The sequence below is a fragment of the Pseudomonas sp. MAG002Y genome (assembly GCF_019400845.1).
Lineage (GTDB): Bacteria > Pseudomonadota > Gammaproteobacteria > Pseudomonadales > Pseudomonadaceae > Chryseomonas > Chryseomonas luteola.
Window position 1 is genome coordinate 1 of sequence record NZ_WOEJ01000020.1, and the last position, 25,269, is coordinate 25,269.

Consider the following 25,269-nt stretch of genomic DNA (forward strand, 5'->3'; position numbering starts at 1 on the left):
AACCCGCGCTGGAACATCCTGATGGACAATATGCTGGCCTACCTGAAAGAGAATTGCGTACCGGCGTCCTACTGGGCAGCAGGTCCGGGCTGGGGCAATTATTTCATGTCGGTTGAGCCGGTAAATGGGCAGGATCGCCCGCAGTGGCCGACGCTCAAGAAATACATGGACAGCAGCAGCTGTACGGAAATAGGCCCTAAGAAGGCAGGCGCCTCCACGACGCCAACGCCATCCACTCCGTCTGTGGGTACAACTCCGGTTGCGACAACACCGTCTACGGGTACTGGCTCTTCCACAGGACCGTCGACTTCGGTACCACCGGCAGCAACTCCAGTAACCACCACACCTGTTGCTGGAGCAGACGGTGCAGTTAGTAGCGTAATCAACAACTTTACTAACGCCGATTGGCTCAATGGTGTTTATCGCAAGAAGGCCGGTTTCTCGATCCCTGCTACGGCCGCTAATAAGGCTGCCTTCATAGTAGGTGCTTCGGTGCGACTTGCTAACGGAGAGGTCAGAAAGATCTCTGCTGTCCAGATCGGTACCAATATGGCGGTGTACCTGGAAGGCGCTCCGGTAAATGGATCAATCGTAGGCTATCCTAATAAGCTGGCGCTGGTATCGGCAGTACTCGCCACAAGCACGATCAATGACTTTACCAATGCTGACTGGCTCAACGGCGTGTACCGCAAGAAGGCTGGCTTCTCGATTCCCGGCACTTCAACTAACCAGGCGGCATTCAAGGCAGGAGGATCCGTACGTCTGGCCACCGGCGAGGTTCGCAAGATTACCTATGTTCAGGCCGGTAAAAACCTTGCGGTCTACCTCGACGGCGCTCCGGTAAATGGATCGACCGTAGGTTATCCCAAAACATTGGCGGCACTGGCCAACTAATCGAAGCTATGCATCCAGAGCCTCTTTCGCCAAGAGGCTCTGGAACTTAATCGTTGTCCTGCATGGCAATTGATTCGGTTCATCATAAGTACTTGAAACATAATGAAAGCATTTATAAGCGTAATAATCAGGCGTCTTTGTAGTGACTGTCTTTAATGAACCAATACGTTCATAAATACAGCTAGGTGAACCTACTATTGAATGCTTTTATAGAATGGCTGCTGAGTGAACCCAAGCGCACCAGTGATTGGGACTGGTTAGGTGATCTGGAAGCACGTAGCGCTGAAGAGGAGCGTGACGATACAGATGTTACGTTTTAAGCATATTGAGGCGTTATCGGTATGCTTCATTTTCTGCAGCTTGCCGCCGTGTTAAAAGCCTTTATCCGCTTAATATAACGTTAGCCACCTCTTCCCCATGATGCGATCCGTGAGAGGAAAGCTGCCTCAAGCTTAAAGCTTCTGCTTTATCGGATAACGCCTTTTCTTTTCGACTGATAAGGTTTGATATACAGAGAAGCCTTATCCTTACAACCGAACACCCGCCTTGCCACGAAATGAAAACCAAGCGCTCTTTACTAGCAAGCTTTCAACGGCAACTGGCTAACAACTGGAAGGAGCGGAGCATACTTTTGCTGGAGCGGTAATCTAGAGACTGCAGGCAGCACGAAGCCCTGCATGATCCAGCAAACCTCGTTATCATTGCTTCCGCTCAAATAACTCATCTCACTTGACCACTCTTCATCAGGCGAAGCCAGCTTCTTTCGTTAAGATTTCTCCTTCTTCAGATCACGCCGGTTTTCTGGCGGGCCCAGCGCCAAGCGTATCAATCACCATTGTAATTGGCGCCTATCGGCCATAAGTGATCGTTCGGAGGATGTTGCTCGGAAAAGCATCGTTGCAATGCTATTAAAGTAGCCAGGCAAGCAATCAGACTTGCCAGGTAGTTGGACTATGGAAACGAGTGATCGCCCCGTGAAACCTGACAATGTGGTTCATGAGTACACGTCTGCATTAGTACTGGGCATTCGCTTCGTCTGTGTATTGGCGCTGTCTGCAATGATTGCCGGTAAGCTTTCCAGGCTTATGGGTACTGACAATGTTGTTGTTTATTTCCTGATGTTTATTGCGCTGGTCGTGCTGTTGAACAAGATTCTGGAAAGCCTGTTTACGCGCCGCAAGTTGGTGCCGGAAGAGGAATGAGATTTACATTACCGCTTCCTAGACGATCGGCACCATTGATCGCTGACGCGGTTAGCGATCGCACTTCATGGTATCGCTTGCACAAAGGAGCAAAAATGGAATCCGTCATCGCTCTATGATTGTCTATGCTGCATAACCAGACGCCCCACGGATCTCGCAGCCATGACAACAATTCCCGCCAGCAAGGCAGCCGTGCTGGCTCAAACACTTATTCGCAACCTGAACAATGCGTCGCTGGCGCATGAAACCTACGGCCCTTTGTTTGAAAGTCAGAGCGGCAGCCTTTCTGAGGGAACGGCTGCACAAAAGCTTGGTTTTTCGCTGGATATCGTTCCGCCAGGCAAGCGCTCATGTCCCTATCACTTTCACCATGCTCAGGAAGAGGCATTTCTCATTCTGGAAGGCACGGGTACGCTGCGGGTGGCAGGCGAGTATGTGCCGATACAGGCCGGCGATGTGCTTTTTATTCCTGCCGGCCCTGACTATCCACATCAGATCATCAATACGTCTCACGCTGAGTTGAAATACCTGTCAATCAGCACGAAAGAGTCGCCCGAAGTCGTAGAGTATCCAGATTCAGGTAAGTACCTTGCGACTGCCAGTGCCAAGGGAATCAAGGCGTTTCGCGCTCTACAGAGGACCGAGGCCAACTTGGACTATTGGGAAGGTGAAATCTGAACACGGTGTGTTCTGGAGGCCTCTCTCTATGCCAATGTTACGTCAAAAGGGGGCACTGCTTGCTGCCATGACCTATATGGGCGTGCGCTTTTTCCATTTCCAGCCAGCGGCCACCTTGTTACAGACACGGTCGTTATAGAACACCGTTCTGCTGATACGGCAGCGCTTCACGCTCAACAGCGTCCTACTGTGTAAGCCTCCGGGCGCGCCTAAGCCAGGGATGTGTCATGCAGGCGACTCTTGAGCCATCCAAAGGAAAAAGATGGCAATGGCAAGCGACTTTGAAAGTCGTCTCCCTGGCCAGGAGTCTCACCTGTGTAAACTGTATACGTCCAAAGGTTGTCAACGAAACGATAATCGCGTTCACTACCCTGATCTATCGTCAGGGGCAGCCGTGAAGTACGCCTCGCTTCAAGGTATAAGTCATGATGCGTACACTCGAGAATGATCTTTCCATCATCGCTAGAATCAGTGCTGTTGGCGTTATTCTCAAGGTCATATCTGAAAGCACCCTTCTTCGTTTTGTCGCAATCGCACGGGTAACTGAAGATTCCTGGACAACCTGTGCCGTATTGGACTTGATCGGCTTTGGGCTCAAGGTAGGCGACCCTCTGGATGTCACCACAACACTGTGCCGCGAAGTCCATGCAAGCCAGGACTCAATCCTGATCAATCACGCCAGTGCAGATACGCGCTACTGCAGCCACCCAACCCCCAAGCAGTATGGTTTTGAAAGTTATATCTCGGTTCCCATCTTCCGGCGCGATGGCAGCTTCTTCGGCACGTTGTGCGCACTGGATCCAGAGCCCGCGAATCTGGACGAGACGAAAACCTTGGCAATGATGAGTTCGTTTACTCATCTGCTTTCGCTGGAAATAGAAACCCAGGAAAACCTTATCGAAACCGAAAGCAAGCTGCTTGATGAAAAGCTGACGGCCAAATCCCGAGAGCATTTTCTTGCCTTGGTTGGCCATGATCTGCGCAATCCACTGTTCTCCATTTGTGCAGGTGCACAGCGGCTGCTGAAAACACCGCGCGAGGATCAGGAGCGCTCGCTGGTCGAACTGATCCACGCTTCTGCCCAGCGAGCCCTACGAATGGTGGAAGACATCTTTGATTTCTCCAGAGGACAGCTGGGTAACGGCATCCCGCTAGCCAAGGAGGAGCGCGGCAACCTGGAACTGCACCTTCGGCAGGTCGTCAATGAGCTACAGGCAACCTACCCTGATCGCTGCATTGAAAGCGCGGTAAATACATTGGGGACGGTCTATTGCGATTGCGACCGCCTGGCGCAGCTTCTGTCGAACCTGACAGCCAACGCCATTCAGCACGGCAATCCGCAAAGCCCTATTCTGATCCGTGCAGAAGTGGAGAATGGTTTACTGAGGCTATCCGTTCACAACGATGGCGAGCCCCTCTCTGAAAACATCCTGTCCGGCCTGTTCCAACCGTATTGGCGAGCCAACCGAACGACGCTTCAGACCAACCTGCAACAGGGGCTGGGTATCGGGCTGTACATCGTCAATGAAATTGCCCGCTCCCATGGTGGCCATATGAAGGTAAATTCCAACCGAGACAGCGGGACGGTATTCACCCTCACCATGCCAGTAAATCGCTAGCAAGCAAGCGCTCTAGCATCGCCTTTCAAGCCGAATGGCAGGAACATCGGCGGTGCTGTACCTGTCGAAGTGAAAACATCGACAGAATGGTTTTATGACATTGAACGCCTTGAAATACCGCCTTGCCTCACTCGATCCGCCTGTCAAGTACACACTTGAAAGTCGCGGCGATGTATTTGTCATTACGCTCATCGACCCGCGAACGCCTGCCAAGGTTGAGCGGAGCCTGCTCAATCGTCATGCCGCGAATCAGGAGCTCATGAACACCATTATTGAAGATGCCATCCATGAGCTCCGTCGCAAAGGTTCAACTGTTGCACGGGATCTATAAGCGCAACCGCTTACGAGCAAGCGAACGGTAACGATTCTGTCCTCGCTTTAGTACCCGACGGTAAACCGGTTGCGGAGATGCCTGCCTTGCTCCAGTTCGTCAACCATGGCGATTGCATAATCTTCGAATGAAATGTGGCTCCGTCCCTCCCGATCTACCAGCAGGCTGTCTTCACCCAGTCGAAACGTCCCAGTGCGTGGCCCATGTACGAATTCGGCCGAGGGCGAAAGGAATGTCCAGTCAAGCGCTGGCTCCCTTTGTAACCGCTCGAGAAAGAGCGCACCCGCCGAAGCCTCTGGCTTGTATTCCGCTGGGAAATCAGGCGTATCGATTACTCTGACTCCGGGTGCCACCTCAAGACTTCCCGCGCCACCCACTACCAGATAACGTCTGACCCCAGCCTTTTTTACCGCTGAGATAAGAGTTTCCGGGTTGCTGCTGGTAAACATGACGGCACTAATAACGGCGTCATGACCCTTTAGGACACCCGTCAATTCAGCTTCGTTATTCGCATCGACCGCTACCGGTAGTACGCCTGCTGCCTTTTTTATACGAGAGGCATTTCTGGCAATTGCAGTCACTTGATGCCCTCGCTTCACCAGCTCATCCTGAATGCACGAGCCGGCATTTCCTGACGCGCCAATTAATGCAACCTTCATGTATAGTCCCCTTCCGTTAGTTAGTAACTTTCGGAAACCACGTTAATTGACGCGGTACGTTCCGACAAGAACGCACTTTTTTCTCACTTGGTTACCTTGAGGTGACTACCAATGAATCAAGCGGCTCTGGCACCCGACACATTTAGCGCTGACTGTCCAACCCGACGGATACTGGATCGAATTGCAGATAAGTGGACGGTGCTGATACTCGATCTTCTGCTGGAAAGCCCCCTACGGTTCAATGAGCTATTGCGCCGAATCGGCGGGCTTTCCCAGAAGATGTTATCGCAGACGTTGAAAACGCTCGAGCGGGACGGTCTGGTCTTGCGTACGGCATTTCCCACCGTTCCGGTCACCGTGGAATACCGTATCACCGAGCTGGGCGTTACCCTCGCCGAGACGCTCAAGCCACTTCGGTTGTGGGCAGAGGCGAATATGGAAGCGATCGATCAGGCCCAACTGCGCTACGACAGCACGCCTCGGTAAACCAAGGCGTGCTGCACGTTACTTCGCACGTGCCAGACAGCGCTGGTAGCGCTCCTCGACACGCTTGGCAAACCAGGCGGTGGTTAGTTTGCGGGTAATCTTGGGGCTTTCGAGCGTAATGCCTGGCAATATGGCCCGAGGTAGCGATTTACCTGCTTTCTTCTCAGCCAGCTCGAAAACGCGAGTGTACAATTTGGATTCCTCGAAATCGAGTGTTTCTCCTTTTTCAAGCGCACGTCGTATGGCCAGTTCACTCATGTCCAGTCGTTTGCCCAGCTTACGGACGGCCAGTTCGGTTGCACTCGGCTCCAGTGAGCCATAGCGGATCAGATCGCCGTCCAGCGCAAGAGAAACGCCTGTCAGACTGCTCACTGCCCGCTGAAACGCAGCATTACGGCTCGAATACCAACCGGCATTGTAATCGGCAAATCGGTAGATCTGTTGGGCGTAGCTGACCGGATAGCCAAGCAGGTGTGCCGTCCCGAAATAGACACCGCCGCGTCGGGTAAAGACCTCGTTACGGATCGATCCGTCAACCGTATAGGGATAACCTCTGGATTGGCGCTCAGCGAACGCCACGCTGACCTGCATCGGCCCGCCAGTTTCAACAGGATTGAAGCTGCCAAAGAGTGTCTTGCCCAGCGGAACCATGCCAATGAAGTCATCAAAGATATCGCTCAGCTCTTTTTCGGTATGCGCCGCAGCAAGTCGCTCGTTATAGGTTTTGCCGTTGGGTGACCGTAGGCTTAATGCGGTACGGACCAGAAAGGCCGGTATATGCAACCTGCCTGCGCGGCGATCGATTTCCTTTTTCGCAATCGAGCCCATGCCTGGCACTCGAGGGTTTGCCTGAAACGTGGACTCCTGCTCGGTCACCGCCAATACGGAACAGATGTTTTCGGTCGTTGGAGGAATTTTTTGCGCATCGAATGCCGTATAAATATCCCTGGCCCAGCCCTGGCGCTCAGACACACTACCAGGCATGAGCCTGACAATCCTGGCTTGTACTTCAGTTGGGCTGGGCGCAGATACCTGCTGCGGAGAATGTGTTCCACATCCTGCCAGCATCAATAGGGCTGTAAATCCAAGAGCGTACCGGCCATAGCGTAAACCGCTATCCAGTCCCCTGGAAATGGAGTGGAATGATACAAGGAACGTGGCCACCGTGGGTGTGAGACGGAGGGTCTGCAAGGATTATGGTTCCCGTGTCGAGGTGAGATGCGTGTGAGACCTGCCCCCTATCGAAAGAATTCCACCTCGATAGCAAACGTAACGGCCTGCCTCATCCTGTCGGATATCGGCCTGAACAGCTGAGATCCGGATTGCCAGATGGCCCATCCATTTTTAAGTTGTCATACTGCTGTCTATACTCTCGCCTCAATAACAACAACAGCCGGAGTCGCACCTTGAATATTCTGAAATCTCTCGTGCTTTGCGGGATCAGCCTTGCCGCAACGGCAAATGCCCAGGCCCAGTCAGCTTCCGCTCCCATTACGGCCGACGCACTTCCCGGCAATTACCTGCTGCTCAAACAGAAGATGACCTATCCAGATAGCTGGCTGTCAGGTCATTACAAGCACTTTTCAAAATGGCGTACCCATGCCCAAACGCTACTGCGCGAGGCGTTGCTAACGCCAGATTCAAAGCGTGCCTTCAACGCTCAGGTTATGGATCAGCAGCAGCGTTCAGGCTACAGCGCTCAGAAGATCAGGTTCACGCTGACGGATGAAAGTCGTGTCAACGCTCTGCTTCTTTTGCCTGATACGCCCGGCCCTCATCCCGCGGTGCTAATGCTGCATGACCATGGGGCGCGCTTTGATATTGGCAAAGAGAAGATGGTCAAACCATGGGGTGATCAAACAGTATCTGCTTCCGCGCAGCAGTGGGCCGACAAATATTTCTCTGGCCGCTTTCCTGGCGATGAGCTGGCCAAGCGGGGCTATGTCGTGCTTTCGGTCGATGCCCTTGGTTGGGGTGAGCGCGGCCCGGTGACATACGAACAGCAACAGGCGCTTGCCAGCAATTTCTTCAATTTGGGACGTTCCCTTGCCGGAACAATGGCCTATGAAGACATGCGCTCGGTCGATTTTCTGGCAACGCTCCCCATGGTCGACGCACGTCGCATCGGCGTTGTCGGGTTCTCCATGGGGGCCTTTCGCGCCTGGCAGTTAGCAGCCCTTTCAGACAAGGTTGCGGCAACTGCTGCCATTTCCTGGTTTGGGACTTACCAAGGCCTGATGACGCCAGGGAATAACACATTACGCGGCCAGTCATCGTACTACATGCTGCATCCAGGCATACCGGCCCGGCTCGATATTCCAGACGTTGCCGGAATTGCTGCACCCCGTCCGTTGTTGCTTTTCAACGGTGGAAAGGACACGCTGTTCCCTTCAGAATCGGTCGAAGCGGCTTACGCCAAGGTGCACCGCATCTGGCGTTCTCAACAGGCCGAGCTGAATCTCACCACACAGCTGTGGCCCGAACTTGGCCACGTGTTTGTGCAGGAGCAACAGGAAGCCGCTTTTGTCTGGCTTGATCAGTGGCTCAAGCCACGTTGATATAGAAGGAACGATAGGCATGAAGCTTGACACGATTGCCATTGGCGTCCTGGCGCTGGGCCTGACTGGGTGTGGGACCCTCAATACGGTGTTCCAAGACGATGCGACTACCAGCTACAAGCTCAGGCAGCAGAAAACCTATTGCGAGTCCATAAGCCGCGTCTATAGCGGCGTGGCGTACGATTTCTGCTCACTCAACGCTCCGCCCGTTATCTATCCCCCACCTCAGGAAAAACATGCTGTTCCACTGATTGCGGTAGATATGGCGCTTTCTGGTGTGTTGGATACGTTGGTATTGCCTTACACGATCTATCAGCAGAACAAATACGGCAGTATGGAAATCAAGGGCCAGAAATAGTTTCTCCTTTTCCTTGCAGCCAGTAGTACCCGCTCGTAAGCGTTTGGATCTGCACTCGGTTAACCAGGTGTGATCGAGTGCAGATGCTTACAGCGTGAACTAGGAATCGACCGAAGAAGGGCCTAGGAATACTGCATGGGGGCGCAGTCAGCAGCGGCTCGGCAAAACTTCCCAGCCAGGGCAAGGGGTGGTGCTCCGTACGACCAACTACCAACACATCCACCTCATCACGGCTGCAATAGTTGATTACTGCAGCAATGGGCTGTAATCGCCTCGCCTCGACATAATCAAACATAACCAGGTGCAATGCTGCTCGGCTGGCTTGCGCCGGCGCTTGGGCACGCATAAAGGCAGCAGTCCGCTAACAGCTGTTGTCCACGCACAAGAAGGAGGCGTTGATAGCGATTCATGCCGCGGCTCCTTGGGGCTCTCCCGCTACCTGATGCCACTATCGTCATACGCCTGTAAAGCCAAGGCTTGATACATATCAAGGAAATGAAGCAGACCTGCGTGTTGCAGGACACCATAAGTCACGGCACGCGATGTCACCCAGGTAGAAGGTGTTTCTCAGCCTGCCCCCAGTTATGGATATCGGCAGCGCCGATTATCCATACGTCGCCGGGTTTCGCATATGACGCAAAGGAGTGCTTAGCTTGGAGGTACGTTCAAGTGGGGCCTACGGAAGTGACTAACATGGTCCAGGCTACCGCGCTCCGCTCAAACGGCAGTCTGTAGTACAGCACGTCGGTTACCTACGTAACCAAGGCCATGATCGCTGGCGGTGAAATAAGGCTGAAATGAAAAGAGCGGTATGTATACAGCATGCACAAGCCTTGATGTAAATCAGTACCAGACGCTCTACATGAGCGTAACTATGGACGAAACCTTACATGGTCCCTGCCCATGAACATACTTATCAAACAGTCACCAGCCCACTCCCTGCTCCAGCTCATGATTCACGGCTGCGATCTACAAGCCGGAACAATGTTGGCCCAGGAGCGCCAGCATGAGCAGTCGGGCCCCGTTCGCCTGTCTAGACATTTGAGACAAGGCTCCACTGCTTTTTTGGATCTTTATCAAAAGCGCTAATCGCTGTCATCCCTTGTGCTTACGCAACAGCTCGCATCAAGCACGAGGGATGGCACCTGTTTCAACGGACTGGATCAATGTTGCCAGTCGCCTTTTTAAGCTGTACCTGTTTTTGCGTACCCAGCAGAAAAGCCGCTTTTTCGGCAAAACTGGTGTGGATATGCAAGGCATTGGCTGGATTACGAAACAATTGATGAGTCATGGCGCTACCCTCTTTAACTGGTGGGCTCTTCAAGGAAGAGACAGGTTCACCATAGGCAGCGCAGGAACAGGCTAGAAATGTTTTGTAGCACTAGTCATCATCAGCCAAATCGATAATCAGAGAAAGAGACTCCTTTTCAAGGGTTTAGCCGCTATCAACATGGCCCTCTGGATTTGGTCGTATACCAGAGTACACGACTAACTCCTCGTGTGATCGCGACATAAGAGAGCCTTAATGACTCATCGGCCATCGCCTGATCATAGGTGTTCTGAAAAAAACCAGACGCTCTATACAATGCGTTGCGCAGCGGATGCGGTAAGGCACCGGCTCCATCATCGACAACAATGGCTACTTCAGCCTGTAATCCCTTCGCCCGGTGGATGGTATAGCAGCGCACAGGTAGCGCCTTGTCGAGATGGCTTTGAAGGGTCTTGAGCGTCTCATTGCGTCGGCTCAACACCAACACCGCAGTCCGCTCCGAAGAGTTCCGACTTGCAGCGTGGACGCACTGAGCCTCGATCTCCTTTACCACTTCTGGCAGGCGACTCTTGAAATCGAACCGTGTAACCGCCTGTACGCCATGATCACCTCGCTTGACGGTCCTGGCGGCCTGGCAGGTCTTTTCCTGCTTGAATACTACGCCAGCCAATACTCTCTCAGCGTCCCGAATGATGGGCTCCACGGAGCGGTAGTTGGTAGCCAGCGTCAGAACGGTACTTTTTCTGTTTCGCCCCTGGCTTGGAAAATGACGGTCGAAGTTCATGAAGAGTTCGGGAGAGCTTCCTCGCCAGCCATAAATGGATTGCCAGTCATCCCCTATCGCCATAAGACTGATTGCCCGCTTCTGACGGGCCAGATATCCATGGACGGCTTGCAGCCACAATACGATCTGTGGGGAGATGTCCTGAAATTCATCGATCAGCAGATGACTGAAGGGCATCAGCATTTCCGGACGGATACTCTGATCGTTTCGATTGAGCCGATCGGTAAGCTCCTGAAACGCACGGTTGAACGTCAGCAGGCCCCTCTCTTTCAGACAGGCTTCAAACGTTTTCCAGAAGAGCCCTAGGGCCTCGATAAAGATCTGCTCGCGAACGGAACACTGCACGCTATCGCTTTGCAAACGATCTACCCGTAGTCCCAGGCTTTCGATAAAGCCCGCCTGGACGTAGAACGCCTCAAAAAGCGGAACCGCTACGAACTCGCCCTCCAGCTTGAACGGCTTGAGTGGAGCGGGCCTGTTTCCTTCGCTTTCATCGCTTTCGTTAGCGATATTCAGCAGCTTGTCGACCTTCCTCTTGAACGCCGGGACATCTGAATAGGCACGCTGGTAGGCCTGTTTGAGCAGGTCCAACTGCACAGGATGAAGACGGCCGCCTGTCAATGGATTGTCCAGCTCGGTAGCTGATGCCTTGCGATCGGACAGCTGCTCAAACCATACCGGCGCACCTAATGCGTCCTTGGCGAGCGTACCCATCGCCGAATGAAAGGTCCGTACGCAGCTGCGCGCCTGCTCAGCTGAAAAAGAGAACTTCCAGAAGGACAATACCTTGATAAGCTGCTCGCGCAGCTGCGCGCAGGAGTCGTTAGTAAACGATATGACTGTGAGCTGTTCGGGCTTGATATCCAGATGGCACAGCATGAAGACTACGCGCAGCACCAGCGTAGTGGACTTGCCCGACCCTGCACCTGCAAAGATGCGCGTAGCCGGGCTGCGGCTGACAATCATCCCCCACTGCTCGTCTGACGGCGCTCGGATCACTCCTGCTTTGACGGCTTCGGCTACGCGCTCATGCATCGCCTGAACGTGCTGCTCGGTTATAGACAGTAACGCGGGCCCATAGAGTCCTTCCGTGGTAGCTCTATGGGCCTTGGGCTCAGACTCCAGAGGCTTCTTGGCTCGTCCGCTCGGCTTCGTCGATCGCTTGGTCGCAGTCGCACTCTTGCTTTGAGCTTTTTTAGCCGTGGGAGCCGGCTTGCCACGCTTTGGAGAGCCTTTTGCACCGGTTTCAGGTTTTTTGCGTGGGTTGACTTTCTGGGTGGGCTTACGGGTGACCATGGACTTGAGTTTATTGGTCAGCAACGAGCCCGCCTGCTTGCTTGGCTTGGGATGAGACAGCGGGCCATCACCATTGCTCTGCAGGTATTCCGTGGTACGTGGAAAATAGTTCGATAACGCTCCTGCCAGGTAGCGTTTAACAGCAGACAGCATGTGGATTCTATCCGGTTGAAACTCACCCTCAATGATACGGCGTTTTGGCTCGTTGTGCTGGATAGATAATCAGGGGAATGCTCAGTGTGGCTGCAACGAGCAGAAGCAAACTACCGGCAGCCAAGCACCCTTTTGAAAAACCATGCACCATTACAGAGCACACCTGTGCACAGTCGGTGCGCATTTCATTACCAATATCTTTCTCAGGCGTAACAATGGTTTAGCGACTGTTACCAAATGTATACAGGCTTAATGATATCGAAACTGCCCTGATTTTATGCATTTACGCCATAAATATATGTGTAACGGACAAACATAAACCTGACTAATCAGTCATGTTTCCTTGGGTACAGCTTCTGCATAGAGCCCTGCGACGGGCATGAAATCCTGGAACTGTTTCCATGGATCTCCATGCCGTTAAACGGCCTGCTTGGTTGCCTTGGCCCTGTCTCGATACGCCATTCGAGAAGTGAGCAAAGCGCAATAGAAGCAGAAACCCATTTTATTCAAATTGACTCGGCGAGACGGGTTTCTAAGCCATGGGCCTAGTACGTCTCGATTGAGGGAGAGCAAATACGTAAGCGTTGCGTTAACCGTCCTGGCAGAGCGTATAGCGCCGCGCCGCGGACACTTTCCTTCTGCCTGTCAGCAGGAAAAGCACCATGGGGCGTTTCACTCGAACTCCTATAAAAATCATAAGGAAAATAGATGTCTACTTTGTACCGCGCCGGTTTTACCCTTTCGCTACTTGCACTTTCGCTTGCAGCTCAGGCTCAGTCTCCGGCCCCTGATGATCCCAGCTACATCAATGAGGTCCAAAGCCTTCCCAATGTACAGAAGCCGGTCAAAGGCCAGGCAGGCGCCAAGGGATTTTTTGAAGACGATACGCTAACGCTGACCACGCGGAACTTTGCTGCTCGGGAGATCGGGCAAGACCGTTTCGGTTTCACCTATCCCAAGAACGGCTCCCGTCACTTCACTCATACTCGTAATACCTGGGTTCAGGGCACAGCGCTCAAATACAGCTCCGGTTATACGCAAGGTACCGTGGGGTTCGGTATCGATGTTGCTGGGTTCAATGCCATCAACCTGGAGCGAGGCAAGGGACGAATCGGTGGTGGCGGCAACCGTACGCTGGCAGACAGTGACGGTCATGGCCACGATGAATGGTCAAAGCTAGGGGTGGCTGATGTCCGTTTGCGTGTGTCCAATACCGAGCTTAAGGTCGGTCGCTTTCTGATTGATACCCCCGTGGTCAGCTATAACGACAACCGCGCTCTGCCCTCCAGTTTTACCGGTTTCGGGATCGTCAGCGATGAATGGGACAACCTGTCGCTTCAAGCCGGCAGCTTCCGCCGTGCCAGTCCGCGAACCGGTGCAGGCGATGAGAAATTCACGACCGAATACGGTACACGTGAAGTCATTGGTGATCATTTGAGTTATCTGGGCGGTAACTACAAGCCGCTGGACGGGTTCGAGATCAGCCTCTACGGCGCACAGTTTGAAGACGTCTGGAACCAGTATTACTTGGGATTGAGCAAGACCGGCGGTGATATCAAGACGTTTGGCTGGAAAGCTGCATTCAATGGTTATCGTACCCTCGATCAAGGCGATGCGAAGGCTGGCAATATAAACAATACTGCCTGGAGCATGGCGCTTACCGGCAGCCATCTGGCTCACAGCCTGACGTTCGTGTATCAGCAGATTGAAGGAAACGAGTACTTCGACTATGCCCATGAGACCGCTGCGATCTACTTGGGCAACTCAATGTTTTCGGACTATAACGGGCCAAACGAGAAGTCCGCCCAGGTCCGGTACGAGACCGACTGGAGCTACTTCGGTGTTCCGGGTCTGACAACGGGCATCTGGTACGTTAAGGGCTGGGACATCGACGGTACGCATTACAATCCCGGCAGTGGCAATTACGCTAACTATGCCGAAGTACTACAACAGGACGGGGAAACCCACCACGAACTCGGGCTGGTCGGCACATACCAGGTCCAGTCCGGCCGGATCAAGGACAGCAAGTTCCGCCTGATGCTGACCCGTCACAAGGCTAGCCAGAATCAGGTAGACGGCAGCTTCAAGGAGATCCGCCTCGTTTCCACATTGCCATTCAACTTCCTGTAATACCGAAGGACGCGCTTCGGCGCGTCCTTTCTCACCCTGCTGGTCCATAGCAAATTGTAATAGTTTCGCTTTAGGCAAATGTCTATCGCCCGGTTAAGCTCTAGGCTTTCCACTCTATCCAAGGTGTTATGAACACGTCCTCCGAACCTCCCAGTCGACGCTTCCCTTCCATATCGAGCGGCCCTGCTCAGCGTCACGTTGCCACTTCCTTACGCCCTTTCTGTTTACCTCATAATGCCCTCTCGTTGCCACGGTGCCTGCCCGATCATCCCATCGCGCACACCGATACTGCACACGGTCGGCTATTCAACTTCCAACAGATAGAGGCCTGATCCACATGGAATGGATTGCTGATCCCACCGCGTGGCTGGGGCTTGCCACGCTGATCGTGCTTGAGTTGGTCCTAGGCATCGATAACCTGGTGTTTATTGCCATTCTGGCAGACAAACTGCCGCCTCACTTACGTGACCGCGCCCGCATCATCGGCCTGTCGCTGGCGATGCTGATGCGTCTGGGTCTGCTGGCCGGCATTTCGTGGCTGGTAACCCTTACCGCTCCGTTGTTCGAGGTATTTGGCAAGAGCTTTTCCGGGCGCGATCTCATTATGCTGTTTGGCGGTATTTTCCTGCTCTTCAAAGCCACGATGGAATTGCATGAACGCCTTGAAGGACATGTCGTTCAGGCACGAAACAGCAAAACCTACGCGGCTTTCTGGCCTATCGTCGCTCAGATCGTGGTGCTGGACGCGGTCTTCTCGCTGGATTCCGTGATTACCGCGGTCGGCATGGTCGACCATCTCTCCATCATGATGATCGCGGTGATCGTCTCGATCGGGGTAATGATCGTTGCGAGCAAGCCTCTGACCCATTTCGTCAATGCACACCCTACCGTCATCATGCTGTGCCTGGGTTTCTTGATGATGATCGGTTTGAGCCTGACCGCCGATGGTTTGGGCTTTCATATTCCGAAGGGCTACCTGTATGCCGCGATTGGCTTCTCGATTCTGATCGAGCTGCTCAATCAGATCGCACGCCTGCGACGTCGTAAGAAGCTGCACGGAAACCATCCCTTGAGGGAGCGCACGGCATACGCGGTCATGCGCCTGTTGGGCGGGCGTAAGTTTGAAACGGACGAGGTGGATGACGAGATCACCGACCTGCTGGATGATAACCATGATCAAAGCGTCTTCCATCGCCAGGAACGCATTATGATCAGCAGTGTATTGAACCTGTCCGAACGGCCGATTCGCAGCCTCATGACGGTACGCTCCGATGTGGACTACATCGACCTTGCCAATACAGATGAGCACAATCGCCAGCGTCTGATGGACTCCCCTCACTCACGCCTGCCGGTCATACGAGACGGTAAAGTTGATGAGCCGCTGGGATTCATTCATAAGAAAGACCTGCTTCGTGAGTTGCTGGCAGGACACGATGTAGCATTCGATAGCGCTATTCATGTCCCTATCGTATTGCCAGAAACCTGCGGGGCCTTGCATGCATTGGAGCAGCTTCGTCATGCGTCGACGCACATCGCGTTTGTAGTCAACGAATTCGGTGATTTCGTAGGTGTGCTGACCATTACCGATATGCTTGAGGCCATTGCAGGTGATCTTCCAGACGCCAGCGAAATGGAAGTGCCTGATATCCGCAAGGACAAGGACGGTTTTATCGTCAGTGGTGGACTCCCGCTGGGTGTTCTCAGGCAGCGCCTGGGCTTTCAGGCCAAGGCTACTCAGGACTATCAGACGCTGGCCGGCCTCGTCATGAGCCTGCTGGATCGGTTGCCTGTCAAAGGTGATCGCGTGGAATGGCTAGATTGGAGTCTCACCGTGACCGATATTGACGAGCGACGCGTTAGCCGCGTTTATCTTCGCAAGCGATAAGGCCATTGTCAGGGCTCTTGGAAAAGGCGGCTTCACGCCGCCTTTTCTGTTCGCCCGCATTTGCTCGTTCCCCTCATAAAGTCGCAACGTTTTGTCAAACTTGTCAGTTGAGACGCTGCAGGAAAGGACTTAACGTAATCAGCGTGACGCCGGGCCCCTCTGACGGTACTTGCCGCCATGTCGGAGTCACAGCTGGTACAACTTCGACTGTAAGGAGGGGCTCATGAACACCCTAGAAGCGTTTCTGTTCGCCGATTTTCTTGGTACGGCCACATGGTTGTGGCTCGCATTTCTGGCTGTCGTCATTACCCTGCTCACGCTTGATCTTGGGGTTCTGCATCGTGACAATCACGAGATAGGGATCAAGGAAAGTCTATTCCTCTCGGCAGGCTATATCAGTATGGGCCTGTTGTTTGCCGTATGGGTATGGTTCCAGAAAGGCGGTGACGCCAGCATGGACTACCTGACCGGCTTTCTAATCGAAAAGTCGCTCTCCATGGACAATGTGTTTGTCATGGCGATCATCTTCAGCTTTCTTGGCATTCCTCGACAGTATCAGCACAAGGTGCTGTTCTGGGGAATCATGGGTGTAATCGTCCTCCGAGCGCTTATGATTGGCCTGGGCGCAGCCCTTATCCATCAGTTCAGCTGGATCCTTTATGTGTTCGGGGTATTTCTTGTCGTCACCGGCATCAAAATGCTGTTCGCCAAGGTGGATGAAGCTCCAAACCTGGAAGATAACGTCCTGGTCAAGTTCTTGCGCAGACGGATGCGCGTTACGAATGAGCTGCACGAGCAGCACTTCTTTGTAAGGAAACCTAATGCTGCCGGTCACACAGTCTGGTGGGCAACACCGTTGTTCCTCGCGTTGATTCTGATTGAGTGTGCTGATCTGGTGTTTGCGGTGGACAGCGTACCGGCGATCTTCTCGATCACACAGGACCCGTTCATTGTCTACACCTCGAACATCTTTGCGATCCTGGGTTTGCGGGCACTCTACTTTGCGCTGGCTGCCCTGATTCATCGCTTCGCCTACCTCAAGTATGCGCTGGCGTTGGTTCTGGTGTTCATCGGGAGCAAGATCTTCCTGGTGGGCATCATTGGCAAAATACCTGCTGCGTTGTCATTGAGTGTAACGCTGGGCTTGCTGGCGGGTGGCGTACTGGTATCACTCTGGAAAACCCGGTCAACGGAACCTGCCAAAATCGAGCGCCCCAACGCTGAACGCTGATCAGGTTAATGCTCAAGCCCTGGCGCCTTACTCGCCAGGGCTTCTGCTTTACCAATGCCACCAATAGGCGTGCGTGTTTGTCTTTGCCTGGCAGATTGGAAGCCATGATGTCAGTGCAAACTGACAAACGAATGGCTTAGGTAGGGGAGCCGGTGCAGGCTGAGGTACTGGCGCGGGCTCAGGTACGGGCTGCGGTTGTGGAGCCGGTACTGGCTGTGGAATAGGCACGGGCTTTGGTTGAGGTTGCGGCTCAGGCCTGGGTTGGGGCACGGGCGGAGTTGGGCTTGCCGCTTTTTGTGGCCCAATAGACACACACGAATTACTAGTCTCCACATATTTACGCAAGATTGGCCATTGCATGCGGTCCTTGCCGTCAACAGGCTCCACACTCAATACATAGTCGTCACCCCATCCTGGCCCGGCAGCCCAGACAGAAGCAGGAATACAATTTTCAGCGAGGTACTTGAGAGTATTGTCGAGCGCAGGTAACCAGGCAGGATTATTGTTCGGAACGCCGATTTCGCCCAGATAGCCTTTCTTGTTGTTGGCTTTCAACCACTCTACAAACGGCCTGACCCGATTGACACCAACCATAGGATCATTCATCCCAGCATCCCGAGGATTGGTGTAAGTGCCAGAGTTGTTGTCGTCCAGGTAGGTATGCGCTGAATAAAGAATCTTGTCGGCCGGATCCTTGACGGAGAGCAGACCTGCACTTGAAGACGACGACCATAGCCAGGCACTGGAGAAGTTTTCACCTTCCACCAATATGTAATGGGTATTATCGATGCGGCGAACACCATCGATACCCGCCTGCATGATGGACGCCACCGTACCCGAGGTCGCATAGGGTTCATTCATCACGTCATAGGCGAACAAGGCAGGATGACTTCCCCATGTCATTGCCATTCGATACGTGACATCACGAAACGCGTCCAATGGGACGTTTCGACTGCCAATCAGCTGATTCTTGTACCGTGCAAAGTTATGCAGGTCCAGAATAACCCGCATATTGTATTTGTGGGCGTAGTCCAGCGTCTGGGTTACAAGCCCAGCATAAGTTGGATCAAACGATGCGTAGGTGGTTTTCTGCAAACGTTCCCACAGGATGGGGAAACGAATGGTCTTTATGCCCTTTGCGCTCCACGCCTTGAAATACTGCTCCGTAGGAAAGATGTAGTTAACGCCATTAGCGCCCGGCAGCACCTCGGCTGCAAAACTTGCACCCGACATGTTCAGACTTACCAGGTCGATGCCTGCTTCGGCCGTTGATAACGCGGATAACAATCCAGCAGCCAGCACTACCTTTATGGCGGCCACGGCAAAACCTCGGGGCTTTAAGATCGCACCCTTCATAGCAGCTTCCTTGCATGAGTTGATGTCTCCCTTCCCGCCTCTGCGTAACAGAATGCGGAGGTAAAGGCCTCCCCAGCGCAGCGCAGGGAGGCCAGGAAGAACTATACGCGCTACGTTTGAAATCAAAGTGATAGCAGCGTCATAGTTATTTAGCTTTCACGATATGCCTCATAAGATTTGACACAATCTTGTGCGCCAGATGTACTTTTGGGTTCAGGCGAAGCCCGCCTAGAAGATTGATCACACCTCCACGCGCGACATCTTCTGCATAGCGTATCGATGCTCCGGAACCCAGACCGGTTATGAATAGCGCCCCCAGTTGGAAGGAGGGAAAGCGTTACACCACGCCAAAAGCGCAACGAGCAACCAGCAACCAGCAACCAGCAACCAAGAGAGCTACCGGTTACAGCGGCGGGAAAAGAAACGTACATGATTGACCTTTCCTGATGTGGGAAAGGCACAGGCACACGCCTACGAACTCTTCTAAACAGGGTTCGTAGGCATCATTAGCCCAAGAACAGTTAAAGGAGAAATACCCTCTCCTGTATACCAGTTTAACTACCCGCTGCGCATGAGCGTAGCGTATGGGCTGGAATCAGCCTGTCACCCATTCAGCCACAATGCGTGCCGCATCGGCCAGTACGTCATTGCGCGCTTCCGCCTGCTGGTTTTCAAGAGCGGAATAGAGAGCCAGCACAACGGGTGCACGGCGAGGCGGCCAGAGGATAGCCACGTCGTTGGCCGAGCCGTAATCACCCGTACCTGTCTTATCGCCTACCTGCCAGCCAGCCGGTACCCCGGCCCGGATACGCTTGCCACCCGTGGTATTGCCTTTCAACCACGCCTGCAACTGATGCTGTTTATCCGCAGCCAGCATGTCACCCAATGCCAGACGTTGCAGACTCATTGCCATGGCCTGAGGGGTACTCGTATCACGAGGATCTCCCGGAATAGCCGAATTGAGTTCGGTTTCCCATCGATCGAGGCGAAAATGCGTATCTCCTATCGAGCGGGCAAATGCGGTGACCGCTTCAGGGCCCCCCAGCTTTTTCATTAGCACATTGGCCGCGGTGTTATCACTGTACTGAATGCCTGCGGCGCACAACTCGGCAACGGTCATCCCAGTGGCAACGTGCTTTTCCGTCACTGGAGAGTATGTGACCAGATCGGCCCGGGTGTACGTGAGCCGCTCTTCGAGGAGCCCCGGTTCGTCTTGGCTTCGAGCGAGAAAGGCTGAAGCGAGCATGACCTTGAACGTGCTGTTCATAGCAAACCGCTCATTGGCGCGATAGCCCAACTGTGCTCCATTTGCGGTATCGATGGCGCATACCCCAAGCCGTCCGTTCAGCTTCTGCTCCAACTTAGCCAGCCGATCTTGAAAGGAAGCATCATCCCGATTAGCGCCAGCCAGCGTACCTAGCGAATAAGACGCAGACACCACAGCGCTAGCCAATAAAAACGTTCGACGGTTCAGGATGACATTCATGGCGCGGGCTCGTAATCGACTATGTAGGAAAACAACCTACTGGTTACAGACGTCACGTCGCCTGTAACCAGTAGGGAAACGGTGCAAGCGTAGCGCTGATGGAAGTCGGCTTACCAGCACAAGCTTTCTCAGGATGTTTGCACAATTCGCAATTTTCGTGCTCAGGCTCAGTGAACCCCACGTTGAAGTAGCAGCCTAGACGGTTTCGTCTAGGCTTGGGGTATCTGTCTCAGATGTGGGCATTGCCATACTGGCCGTGCAGTAGCGGACGTCGGACGACCATTTCGTTCTTTTGTGACTTGAGGAGATCGCATGAAAATCACTGTTTTCAGCGCCCAGCCCTACGATCAGCGGTTTCTTGACGAAGCCAATAGACACCATTTCGCCCATCACAACTTCGAGTTCACCTATCAAAATGTCCCGCTCTCGCTTCAAACCGTTGCGCTCGCGCAGGGCAGCGACGCCATTTGCACCTTCGTCAACGATCAACTCGATGCGCCTGTTCTCGAAACACTCAAGGAATATGGGGTCAATGCGATTCTCCTGCGTTGTGCAGGTTTTAATAATGTAGACCTCGACGCTGCCGAGCGACTAGGGCTCTTTGTTGCGCGTGTCCCTGCCTATTCACCCGAAGCAGTGGCCGAGCACACCATTGCGCTTATCCTTACGCTTAACCGGCATACGCATCGGGCTTATAACCGCGTCCGCGAAGGCAATTTCATGCTGGAGGGGCTGCTGGGGTTTACGCTGCATGGCAAAACGGTCGGGGTTATCGGCACCGGCAAAATCGGTTTGGCAACGGCCCGCATCCTGAAAGGATTTGGCTGTCGCCTGCTGGGATACGATCCCATGCCTGCGCCTGAATTCAAGACGCTTGGGGATTTCGTTGACCTCGACATGCTACTGGCACAATCGGACATCGTGACGTTGCACTGCCCCTTGATGGACGCAACCCGTCACATCATCAATGAACGCACCTTGGCCGAGATGAAGCCCGGCGCCATGCTCGTCAATACCTCCCGCGGCGGACTGGTGGACACGGCCGCTGTTATAGAGGCACTGAAGAGCCGTCAGTTAGGCGCCCTGGCCATTGATGTGTATGAGCAGGAAAGTTTCCTCTTCTTCCATGATCGCTCATCCGACATCATTGATGACGATATCTTCCAGCGGCTGATGACCTTTCCCAATGTAATTGTGACCGGACACCAGGGCTTCTTTACCGTCGAAGCGCTACGCGAGATTTCCGAAGTAACACTGCGTAATCTGGAATGCCTGGTGAACGGGACAGCATGCTCCAATGTGCTGATCAATAGGGATCCGGCCGGCCGCTAAGGGAGCCCCGTCATGTGGCAACAACTATACGACCCGCTTGGTAACGCCTATCTCTCGGCTTTGGTGGCCGCTGTTCCCATCTTGTTCTTTCTGGCAGCACTGACGCTTCTCAAGTTGAAAGGGCTGACCGCCTCCCTGTTGACCCTGGGCATTGCCGTGGTCTCCTCTCTGTTTCTGTTCGGCATGCCCCTTGGCAAAATCCTGAGCGCCGCACTGTTGGGCATCGCCAACGGTTTATGGCCGATTGGCTATATCGTGCTGATGGCGGTGTGGCTTTACAAACTGGCAGTCAAGAGCGGCAAGTTTGATGTCATCCGTGGCAGTATTGCCACCATTTCTGAAGATCAGCGCATTCAGGTCATCTTGATTGCGTTCTGCTTTGGTGGCTTTCTCGAGGGTGCTGCAGGCTTTGGTGTACCTATTGCCATCTGCGCGGCGCTTCTGGTCGAGTTGGGTTTCAAGCCGCTCAAGGCTGCCATGCTGTGCCTGCTGGCCAATGCTGCGGCTGGCGCCTATGGCGCCATCGGAATCCCGGTAATTGTTGGCGCGCAACAAGGCTCTGTGCCGCTGGATGACATGGCGCTGATGATGATCGCCATTGTTCAGCCAGCCACCCTGCTTATTCCGACGCTCTTGATCCTGGTACTGGATGGGTTGCGTGGCATCCGTGAAACCTGGCCGGTCCTTTTGTTGATCGGCGTGCTCTTCAGTGGTCTGCAGACGCTTACGCTGTATCTGCTAGGACCGGAGCTGGTAGATATCATCGCTCCGCTTGTATCCATGGGGGCCCTTGCGCTGTTCATGCAGGTCTGGCAGCCCAGCCGTATCTATCGCGAGTCTGACGCACCGCCACGCTCTACACAGCGTTGGTCTCTGATGCAGGTTCTGGCAGCCTGGTCGCCTTTTTATATTCTGACCGGAATCGTGCTGCTGTGGAGCCTGCCCGCATTCAAATCGCTGTTTGCAGCGCAGGGCCCGCTAGCGGCCAGCGTGCTCAAATTGAATGCCCCGTTTCTTCATCAGCAGATCGAAGAAATTCCACCAATTGCCGCTGTAGCTCATACCTTACCCGCTACCTGGAGCGTTGCGCTAATCAGCGCGCCGGGAACAGCCATTCTACTTTCAGTACTGTTAACCACACTGCTTTCTCCTACGCTTTCATGGCAGGGTGCAGGCGAGCAGTTGAAACAGACCATAAAAGAGCTGTGGCGTCCCTTGATCATGATCTGCCTCATCATGGGTGTTGCTTATATCGCCAATTTTTCAGGTGCCTCTTCTACCATCGGGCTTGCCTTGGCAGAAACCGGAAGCATCTTTCCACTGCTTTCTCCTGCTATCGGCTGGCTGGGCGTTTTTATCACCGGCTCGGTGGTCAACAACAACACGCTGTTTGCCCATCTGCAATCCGTGACAGCGCTTCAGATTGGCACCAGCCAGGCACTGCTTGTCGCCGCCAATACCAGCGGCGGCGTGATGGCCAAGCTGATTTCACCACAGTCAATCGCCATTGCCGCAGCCGCCGTGGATCAGGTAGGCGCTGAATCTTCGATTATGAGAATGGTGCTTCAGTACAGCCTGGCACTGTTGGCGTATGTTTGCGTCTGGACATTCATACTGTCGCTGCTGATTTGACGGTTACATCATCCACCAGCAGCGTTGAAACGTTTAGTGATCATTCTTCAGGAGTTTGCTCATGTTCGTGCCCGGCCGCATCGAAGTCGATCAGGTTGCCAATGGATACCTTCCTGCCATGCATTTGCTGCTGGAATATACGGTCGACCCTGTTTCCTCAAACCAGCATGCTCACTTTCATCTCTCAGGCCACGTGGGCCAACGTGCGGTAGAAGAAAAGTTTTCCATGCACCGAGACGAAGCCTATAACTTCCTGGCGGAAATTGATCATCGCCTGCGCCGCTATGGTGTGCCTCTACCCAAGGCGAGCGTCTTTACGCATCACGAGGATTACGACCAGATGTTTGAAGATTTAAGAGGAAAACTGCATACCCAGCCGGGAGACCCCATAGATCTCGACCGGTTGGTAGGTGGTGAGTAAGCTGTCAGGGAGCGTTTAACAGCTCCTGCTTTATCGCCTGTCCGAGTCGATGCCTGCCTGAGCTCTAGAACTCAGGCGCATGAGGCGGACTTTTATTACTGCTTGATACGCTCAAGAATCTGATTGGTCATTGCGATGGCTTGCTTGTTGTTCTTTTCAACATCTTCACGAATCAACATAGCCAGAACGGTCAGAACGGAGGACCGGCAGATCTGAGACATCTCGCCTGACTCTTCCATCAGCAGGCGATAGAGAATCGATGAGGCAAGCTTACGGTCATAGGGTGGCAGTGAGTCGCTGCTGGCTAAAAGGGTAAGCTCTTCATTAAGCACGGCGTAGGCGTCCATTCGGCATATCCATAATGTTGAGCCTGGGCGCGGCTCTGATAAAAATGCCCTGAAAGTGAAGATCCTGACGATGGATCCCTGTACGCGAGCTTTGAGACACGACGTTTAAAAGAGTTTAGTGCCAGCTGTCGCCTCCATAGGCCATTGATGAGATTAGTCGACTCCGTCTCAATTCAGTTTAGGAAATCGCATCCCTTGTTTCCGCTGACAGACGGCGGTCTGCTCCAGCAATGACTGCGTCAAGATGCAGGACCCGGTTTGACTGCACGTCGTCAAAGCAGCTGCAAGAATTACCTGACTATTGAGCCTGAAAGGACCTAGCCATGGATGTTTTCGAGAAAGCGGCACTCTTCAAGAAGCTTCATACGTATGATCAACCGCTGATCCTGCCCAATCCATGGGATGCCGGTAGCGCCCGCATATTGAGCCGGCTTGGCTTCGAGGCCTTGGCAACGACCAGCGCAGGATTAGCCTTTAGCCTGGGGCGCCAGGATGCACGCGGGAGCCTTTCCCGTGATTGCGTGTTGGCCAATGCGGAAAGTATCGTTCTGGCAACCGACCTGCCGGTCAGCGCAGACCTGGAAAACGGCTTTGGTGACTCGCCAGAAGCAGTGAGCGAAACGATACAGCGGGCGGCTGAAATAGGACTGGCAGGCGGCTCGATCGAGGATGCCACCGGCAACGCAAGCTCGCCTCTCTACGACTTCAACCATGCGGTGGAGCGTATCGCGGCTGCAGCTGAAGCCGTAAAGGAGCTGGGTTACCCTTTCATGCTGGTCGCACGTGCTGAGACCTATACCTGTGGTGGTGCAAGCCTCGATGATACGGTGCGGCGTCTCCAAGCCTACGAAGCAGCAGGAGCAGATGTCTTGTATGCGCCCGGGCTGCCTGATCTGGAAGCCATACGGCTGATTTGCGAGTCCGTATCCAAGCCAGTCAATGTTGTGATGGGCCTGTCTGGAGCGAACTATAGCGTGAGTGAGCTGGCCGAAGCGGGAGTCAAACGGATAAGTCTGGGTAGCTCATTGGCGCGAGCGGCATGGAGTGGATTTATCGCAGCGGCATTGGAAGCTCGCGATGAAGGCACATTCGGCTTTGCCGAAAGCGCCGTTTCTTTCGCAGAAATCAACAGCTGGATGAACAGAGACGGAGAGTAAAACG

22 protein-coding genes, 1 pseudogene and 1 riboswitch are annotated in these 25,269 nt (G+C 53.7%); of the genes and pseudogenes, 16 read left to right on the top strand and 7 right to left on the bottom strand.

The annotated features are described in order from the left end of the window. From GM154_RS21835 to GM154_RS21855, 6 genes and pseudogenes are all read left to right on the top strand, one after another. A pseudogene (locus GM154_RS21835) lies at positions 1-894 on the top strand (glycoside hydrolase family 5 protein); the annotation flags it as partial. A gap of 197 nt (positions 895-1,091) precedes the next feature. Continuing rightward, positions 1,092-1,214, top strand: coding sequence for a hypothetical protein (locus GM154_RS25725; protein WP_258019980.1), 123 nt, complete (start codon positions 1,092-1,094; stop codon positions 1,212-1,214). 633 nt (positions 1,215-1,847) lie between these two features. After that, positions 1,848-2,096 carry a hypothetical protein gene (locus GM154_RS21840; protein ID WP_219653341.1) on the top strand — a complete coding sequence of 83 codons (249 nt, stop codon included), beginning with the start codon at positions 1,848-1,850 and terminating at the stop codon, positions 2,094-2,096. Between the two features lie 162 nt (positions 2,097-2,258). Continuing rightward, positions 2,259-2,774 carry a cupin domain-containing protein gene (locus tag GM154_RS21845; protein WP_219653342.1) on the top strand — a complete coding sequence of 172 codons (516 nt, stop codon included), beginning with the start codon at positions 2,259-2,261 and terminating at the stop codon, positions 2,772-2,774. 425 nt (positions 2,775-3,199) lie between these two features. Beyond that, a complete protein-coding gene (locus GM154_RS21850) occupies positions 3,200-4,393 on the top strand; it encodes a GAF domain-containing sensor histidine kinase (protein WP_219653343.1) in 1,194 nt (397 codons plus the stop codon). A gap of 94 nt (positions 4,394-4,487) precedes the next feature. Continuing rightward, the gene (locus GM154_RS21855; RefSeq protein ID WP_219653344.1) at positions 4,488-4,724 is read left to right on the top strand and encodes a hypothetical protein; all 237 of its coding nucleotides are present in this window, start codon (positions 4,488-4,490) and stop codon (positions 4,722-4,724) included. Between the two features lie 47 nt (positions 4,725-4,771). Here GM154_RS21855 and GM154_RS21860 read toward each other — a convergent pair whose 3' ends face one another. After that, a complete protein-coding gene (locus GM154_RS21860; RefSeq protein ID WP_219653345.1) occupies positions 4,772-5,383 on the bottom strand; it encodes an NAD(P)-dependent oxidoreductase in 612 nt (203 codons plus the stop codon). 111 nt (positions 5,384-5,494) lie between these two features. On the opposite strand from GM154_RS21860, the gene GM154_RS21865 reads away from it, so the two are divergent. After that, positions 5,495-5,869, top strand: coding sequence for a helix-turn-helix domain-containing protein (locus tag GM154_RS21865; protein WP_010798595.1), 375 nt, complete (start codon positions 5,495-5,497; stop codon positions 5,867-5,869). 18 nt (positions 5,870-5,887) lie between these two features. On the opposite strand, the gene GM154_RS21870 is transcribed toward GM154_RS21865, so the two are convergent. Continuing rightward, the gene (locus tag GM154_RS21870) at positions 5,888-6,937 is read right to left on the bottom strand and encodes a DUF1615 domain-containing protein (RefSeq protein WP_219653395.1); all 1,050 of its coding nucleotides are present in this window, start codon (positions 6,935-6,937) and stop codon (positions 5,888-5,890) included. Between the two features lie 338 nt (positions 6,938-7,275). Here GM154_RS21870 and GM154_RS21875 point away from each other — a divergent pair, with 338 nt between their 5' ends. Continuing rightward, a complete protein-coding gene (locus tag GM154_RS21875; RefSeq protein ID WP_219653346.1) occupies positions 7,276-8,427 on the top strand; it encodes a dienelactone hydrolase family protein in 1,152 nt (383 codons plus the stop codon). Between the two features lie 19 nt (positions 8,428-8,446). Beyond that, positions 8,447-8,785, top strand: a complete 339-nt coding sequence (locus tag GM154_RS21880) for a YceK/YidQ family lipoprotein (RefSeq protein WP_219653347.1) — start codon at positions 8,447-8,449, stop codon at positions 8,783-8,785. 1,150 nt (positions 8,786-9,935) lie between these two features. Here the strand turns inward: GM154_RS21880 and GM154_RS21885 are convergent. Both GM154_RS21885 and GM154_RS21890 read right to left on the bottom strand, forming a co-directional pair. Next, complete coding sequence (locus GM154_RS21885; protein ID WP_019364986.1) at positions 9,936-10,076, bottom strand: hypothetical protein; 141 nt, start codon at positions 10,074-10,076, stop codon at positions 9,936-9,938. Positions 10,077-10,230: 154 nt separating this feature from the next. Then, complete coding sequence (locus tag GM154_RS21890) at positions 10,231-12,288, bottom strand: UvrD-helicase domain-containing protein (RefSeq protein ID WP_219653348.1); 2,058 nt, start codon at positions 12,286-12,288, stop codon at positions 10,231-10,233. 708 nt (positions 12,289-12,996) lie between these two features. Here GM154_RS21890 and GM154_RS21895 point away from each other — a divergent pair. The 3 genes from GM154_RS21895 to GM154_RS21905 all read left to right on the top strand — a co-directional run bounded on the left by GM154_RS21895 (position 12,997) and on the right by GM154_RS21905 (position 17,534). After that, complete coding sequence (locus GM154_RS21895; protein WP_219653349.1) at positions 12,997-14,418, top strand: OprD family outer membrane porin; 1,422 nt, start codon at positions 12,997-12,999, stop codon at positions 14,416-14,418. A gap of 337 nt (positions 14,419-14,755) precedes the next feature. After that, positions 14,756-16,303: a TerC family protein gene (locus tag GM154_RS21900; RefSeq protein ID WP_219653350.1), complete on the top strand. Its 1,548-nt coding sequence runs from the start codon at positions 14,756-14,758 to the stop codon at positions 16,301-16,303. Positions 16,304-16,526: 223 nt separating this feature from the next. Beyond that, positions 16,527-17,534, top strand: coding sequence for a TerC family protein (locus tag GM154_RS21905; protein WP_150346384.1), 1,008 nt, complete (start codon positions 16,527-16,529; stop codon positions 17,532-17,534). 48 nt (positions 17,535-17,582) lie between these two features. Here the strand turns inward: GM154_RS21905 and GM154_RS21910 are convergent, their stop codons facing one another. Further along, positions 17,583-18,890 (bottom strand): glycoside hydrolase family 5 protein, encoded by a 1,308-nt coding sequence (locus tag GM154_RS21910; protein ID WP_219653351.1) that lies wholly within the window; start codon positions 18,888-18,890, stop codon positions 17,583-17,585. 490 nt (positions 18,891-19,380) lie between these two features. Next, positions 19,381-19,442, bottom strand: a riboswitch (Fluoride riboswitch). A 43-nt stretch (positions 19,443-19,485) separates the two neighbouring features. Beyond that, the gene (gene blaLUT, locus GM154_RS21915) at positions 19,486-20,376 is read right to left on the bottom strand and encodes an LUT family class A beta-lactamase (protein ID WP_219653352.1); all 891 of its coding nucleotides are present in this window, start codon (positions 20,374-20,376) and stop codon (positions 19,486-19,488) included. A 312-nt stretch (positions 20,377-20,688) separates the two neighbouring features. Here blaLUT and GM154_RS21920 point away from each other — a divergent pair, with 312 nt between their 5' ends. From GM154_RS21920 to GM154_RS21930, 3 genes are all read left to right on the top strand, one after another. Further along, positions 20,689-21,708, top strand: coding sequence for a 2-hydroxyacid dehydrogenase (locus tag GM154_RS21920; RefSeq protein WP_074829354.1), 1,020 nt, complete (start codon positions 20,689-20,691; stop codon positions 21,706-21,708). 12 nt (positions 21,709-21,720) lie between these two features. After that, complete coding sequence (locus GM154_RS21925) at positions 21,721-23,340, top strand: L-lactate permease (protein ID WP_074829351.1); 1,620 nt, start codon at positions 21,721-21,723, stop codon at positions 23,338-23,340. A 61-nt stretch (positions 23,341-23,401) separates the two neighbouring features. After that, positions 23,402-23,761, top strand: a complete 360-nt coding sequence (locus GM154_RS21930; protein WP_010798610.1) for a DUF5064 family protein — start codon at positions 23,402-23,404, stop codon at positions 23,759-23,761. A gap of 95 nt (positions 23,762-23,856) precedes the next feature. Here the strand turns inward: GM154_RS21930 and GM154_RS21935 are convergent, their stop codons facing one another. Then, complete coding sequence (locus tag GM154_RS21935; RefSeq protein ID WP_219653353.1) at positions 23,857-24,108, bottom strand: hypothetical protein; 252 nt, start codon at positions 24,106-24,108, stop codon at positions 23,857-23,859. A gap of 323 nt (positions 24,109-24,431) precedes the next feature. On the opposite strand from GM154_RS21935, the gene GM154_RS21940 reads away from it, so the two are divergent. Further along, a complete protein-coding gene (locus GM154_RS21940; RefSeq protein ID WP_125889164.1) occupies positions 24,432-25,265 on the top strand; it encodes an oxaloacetate decarboxylase in 834 nt (277 codons plus the stop codon). Positions 25,266-25,269: the final 4 nt, after the last annotated feature.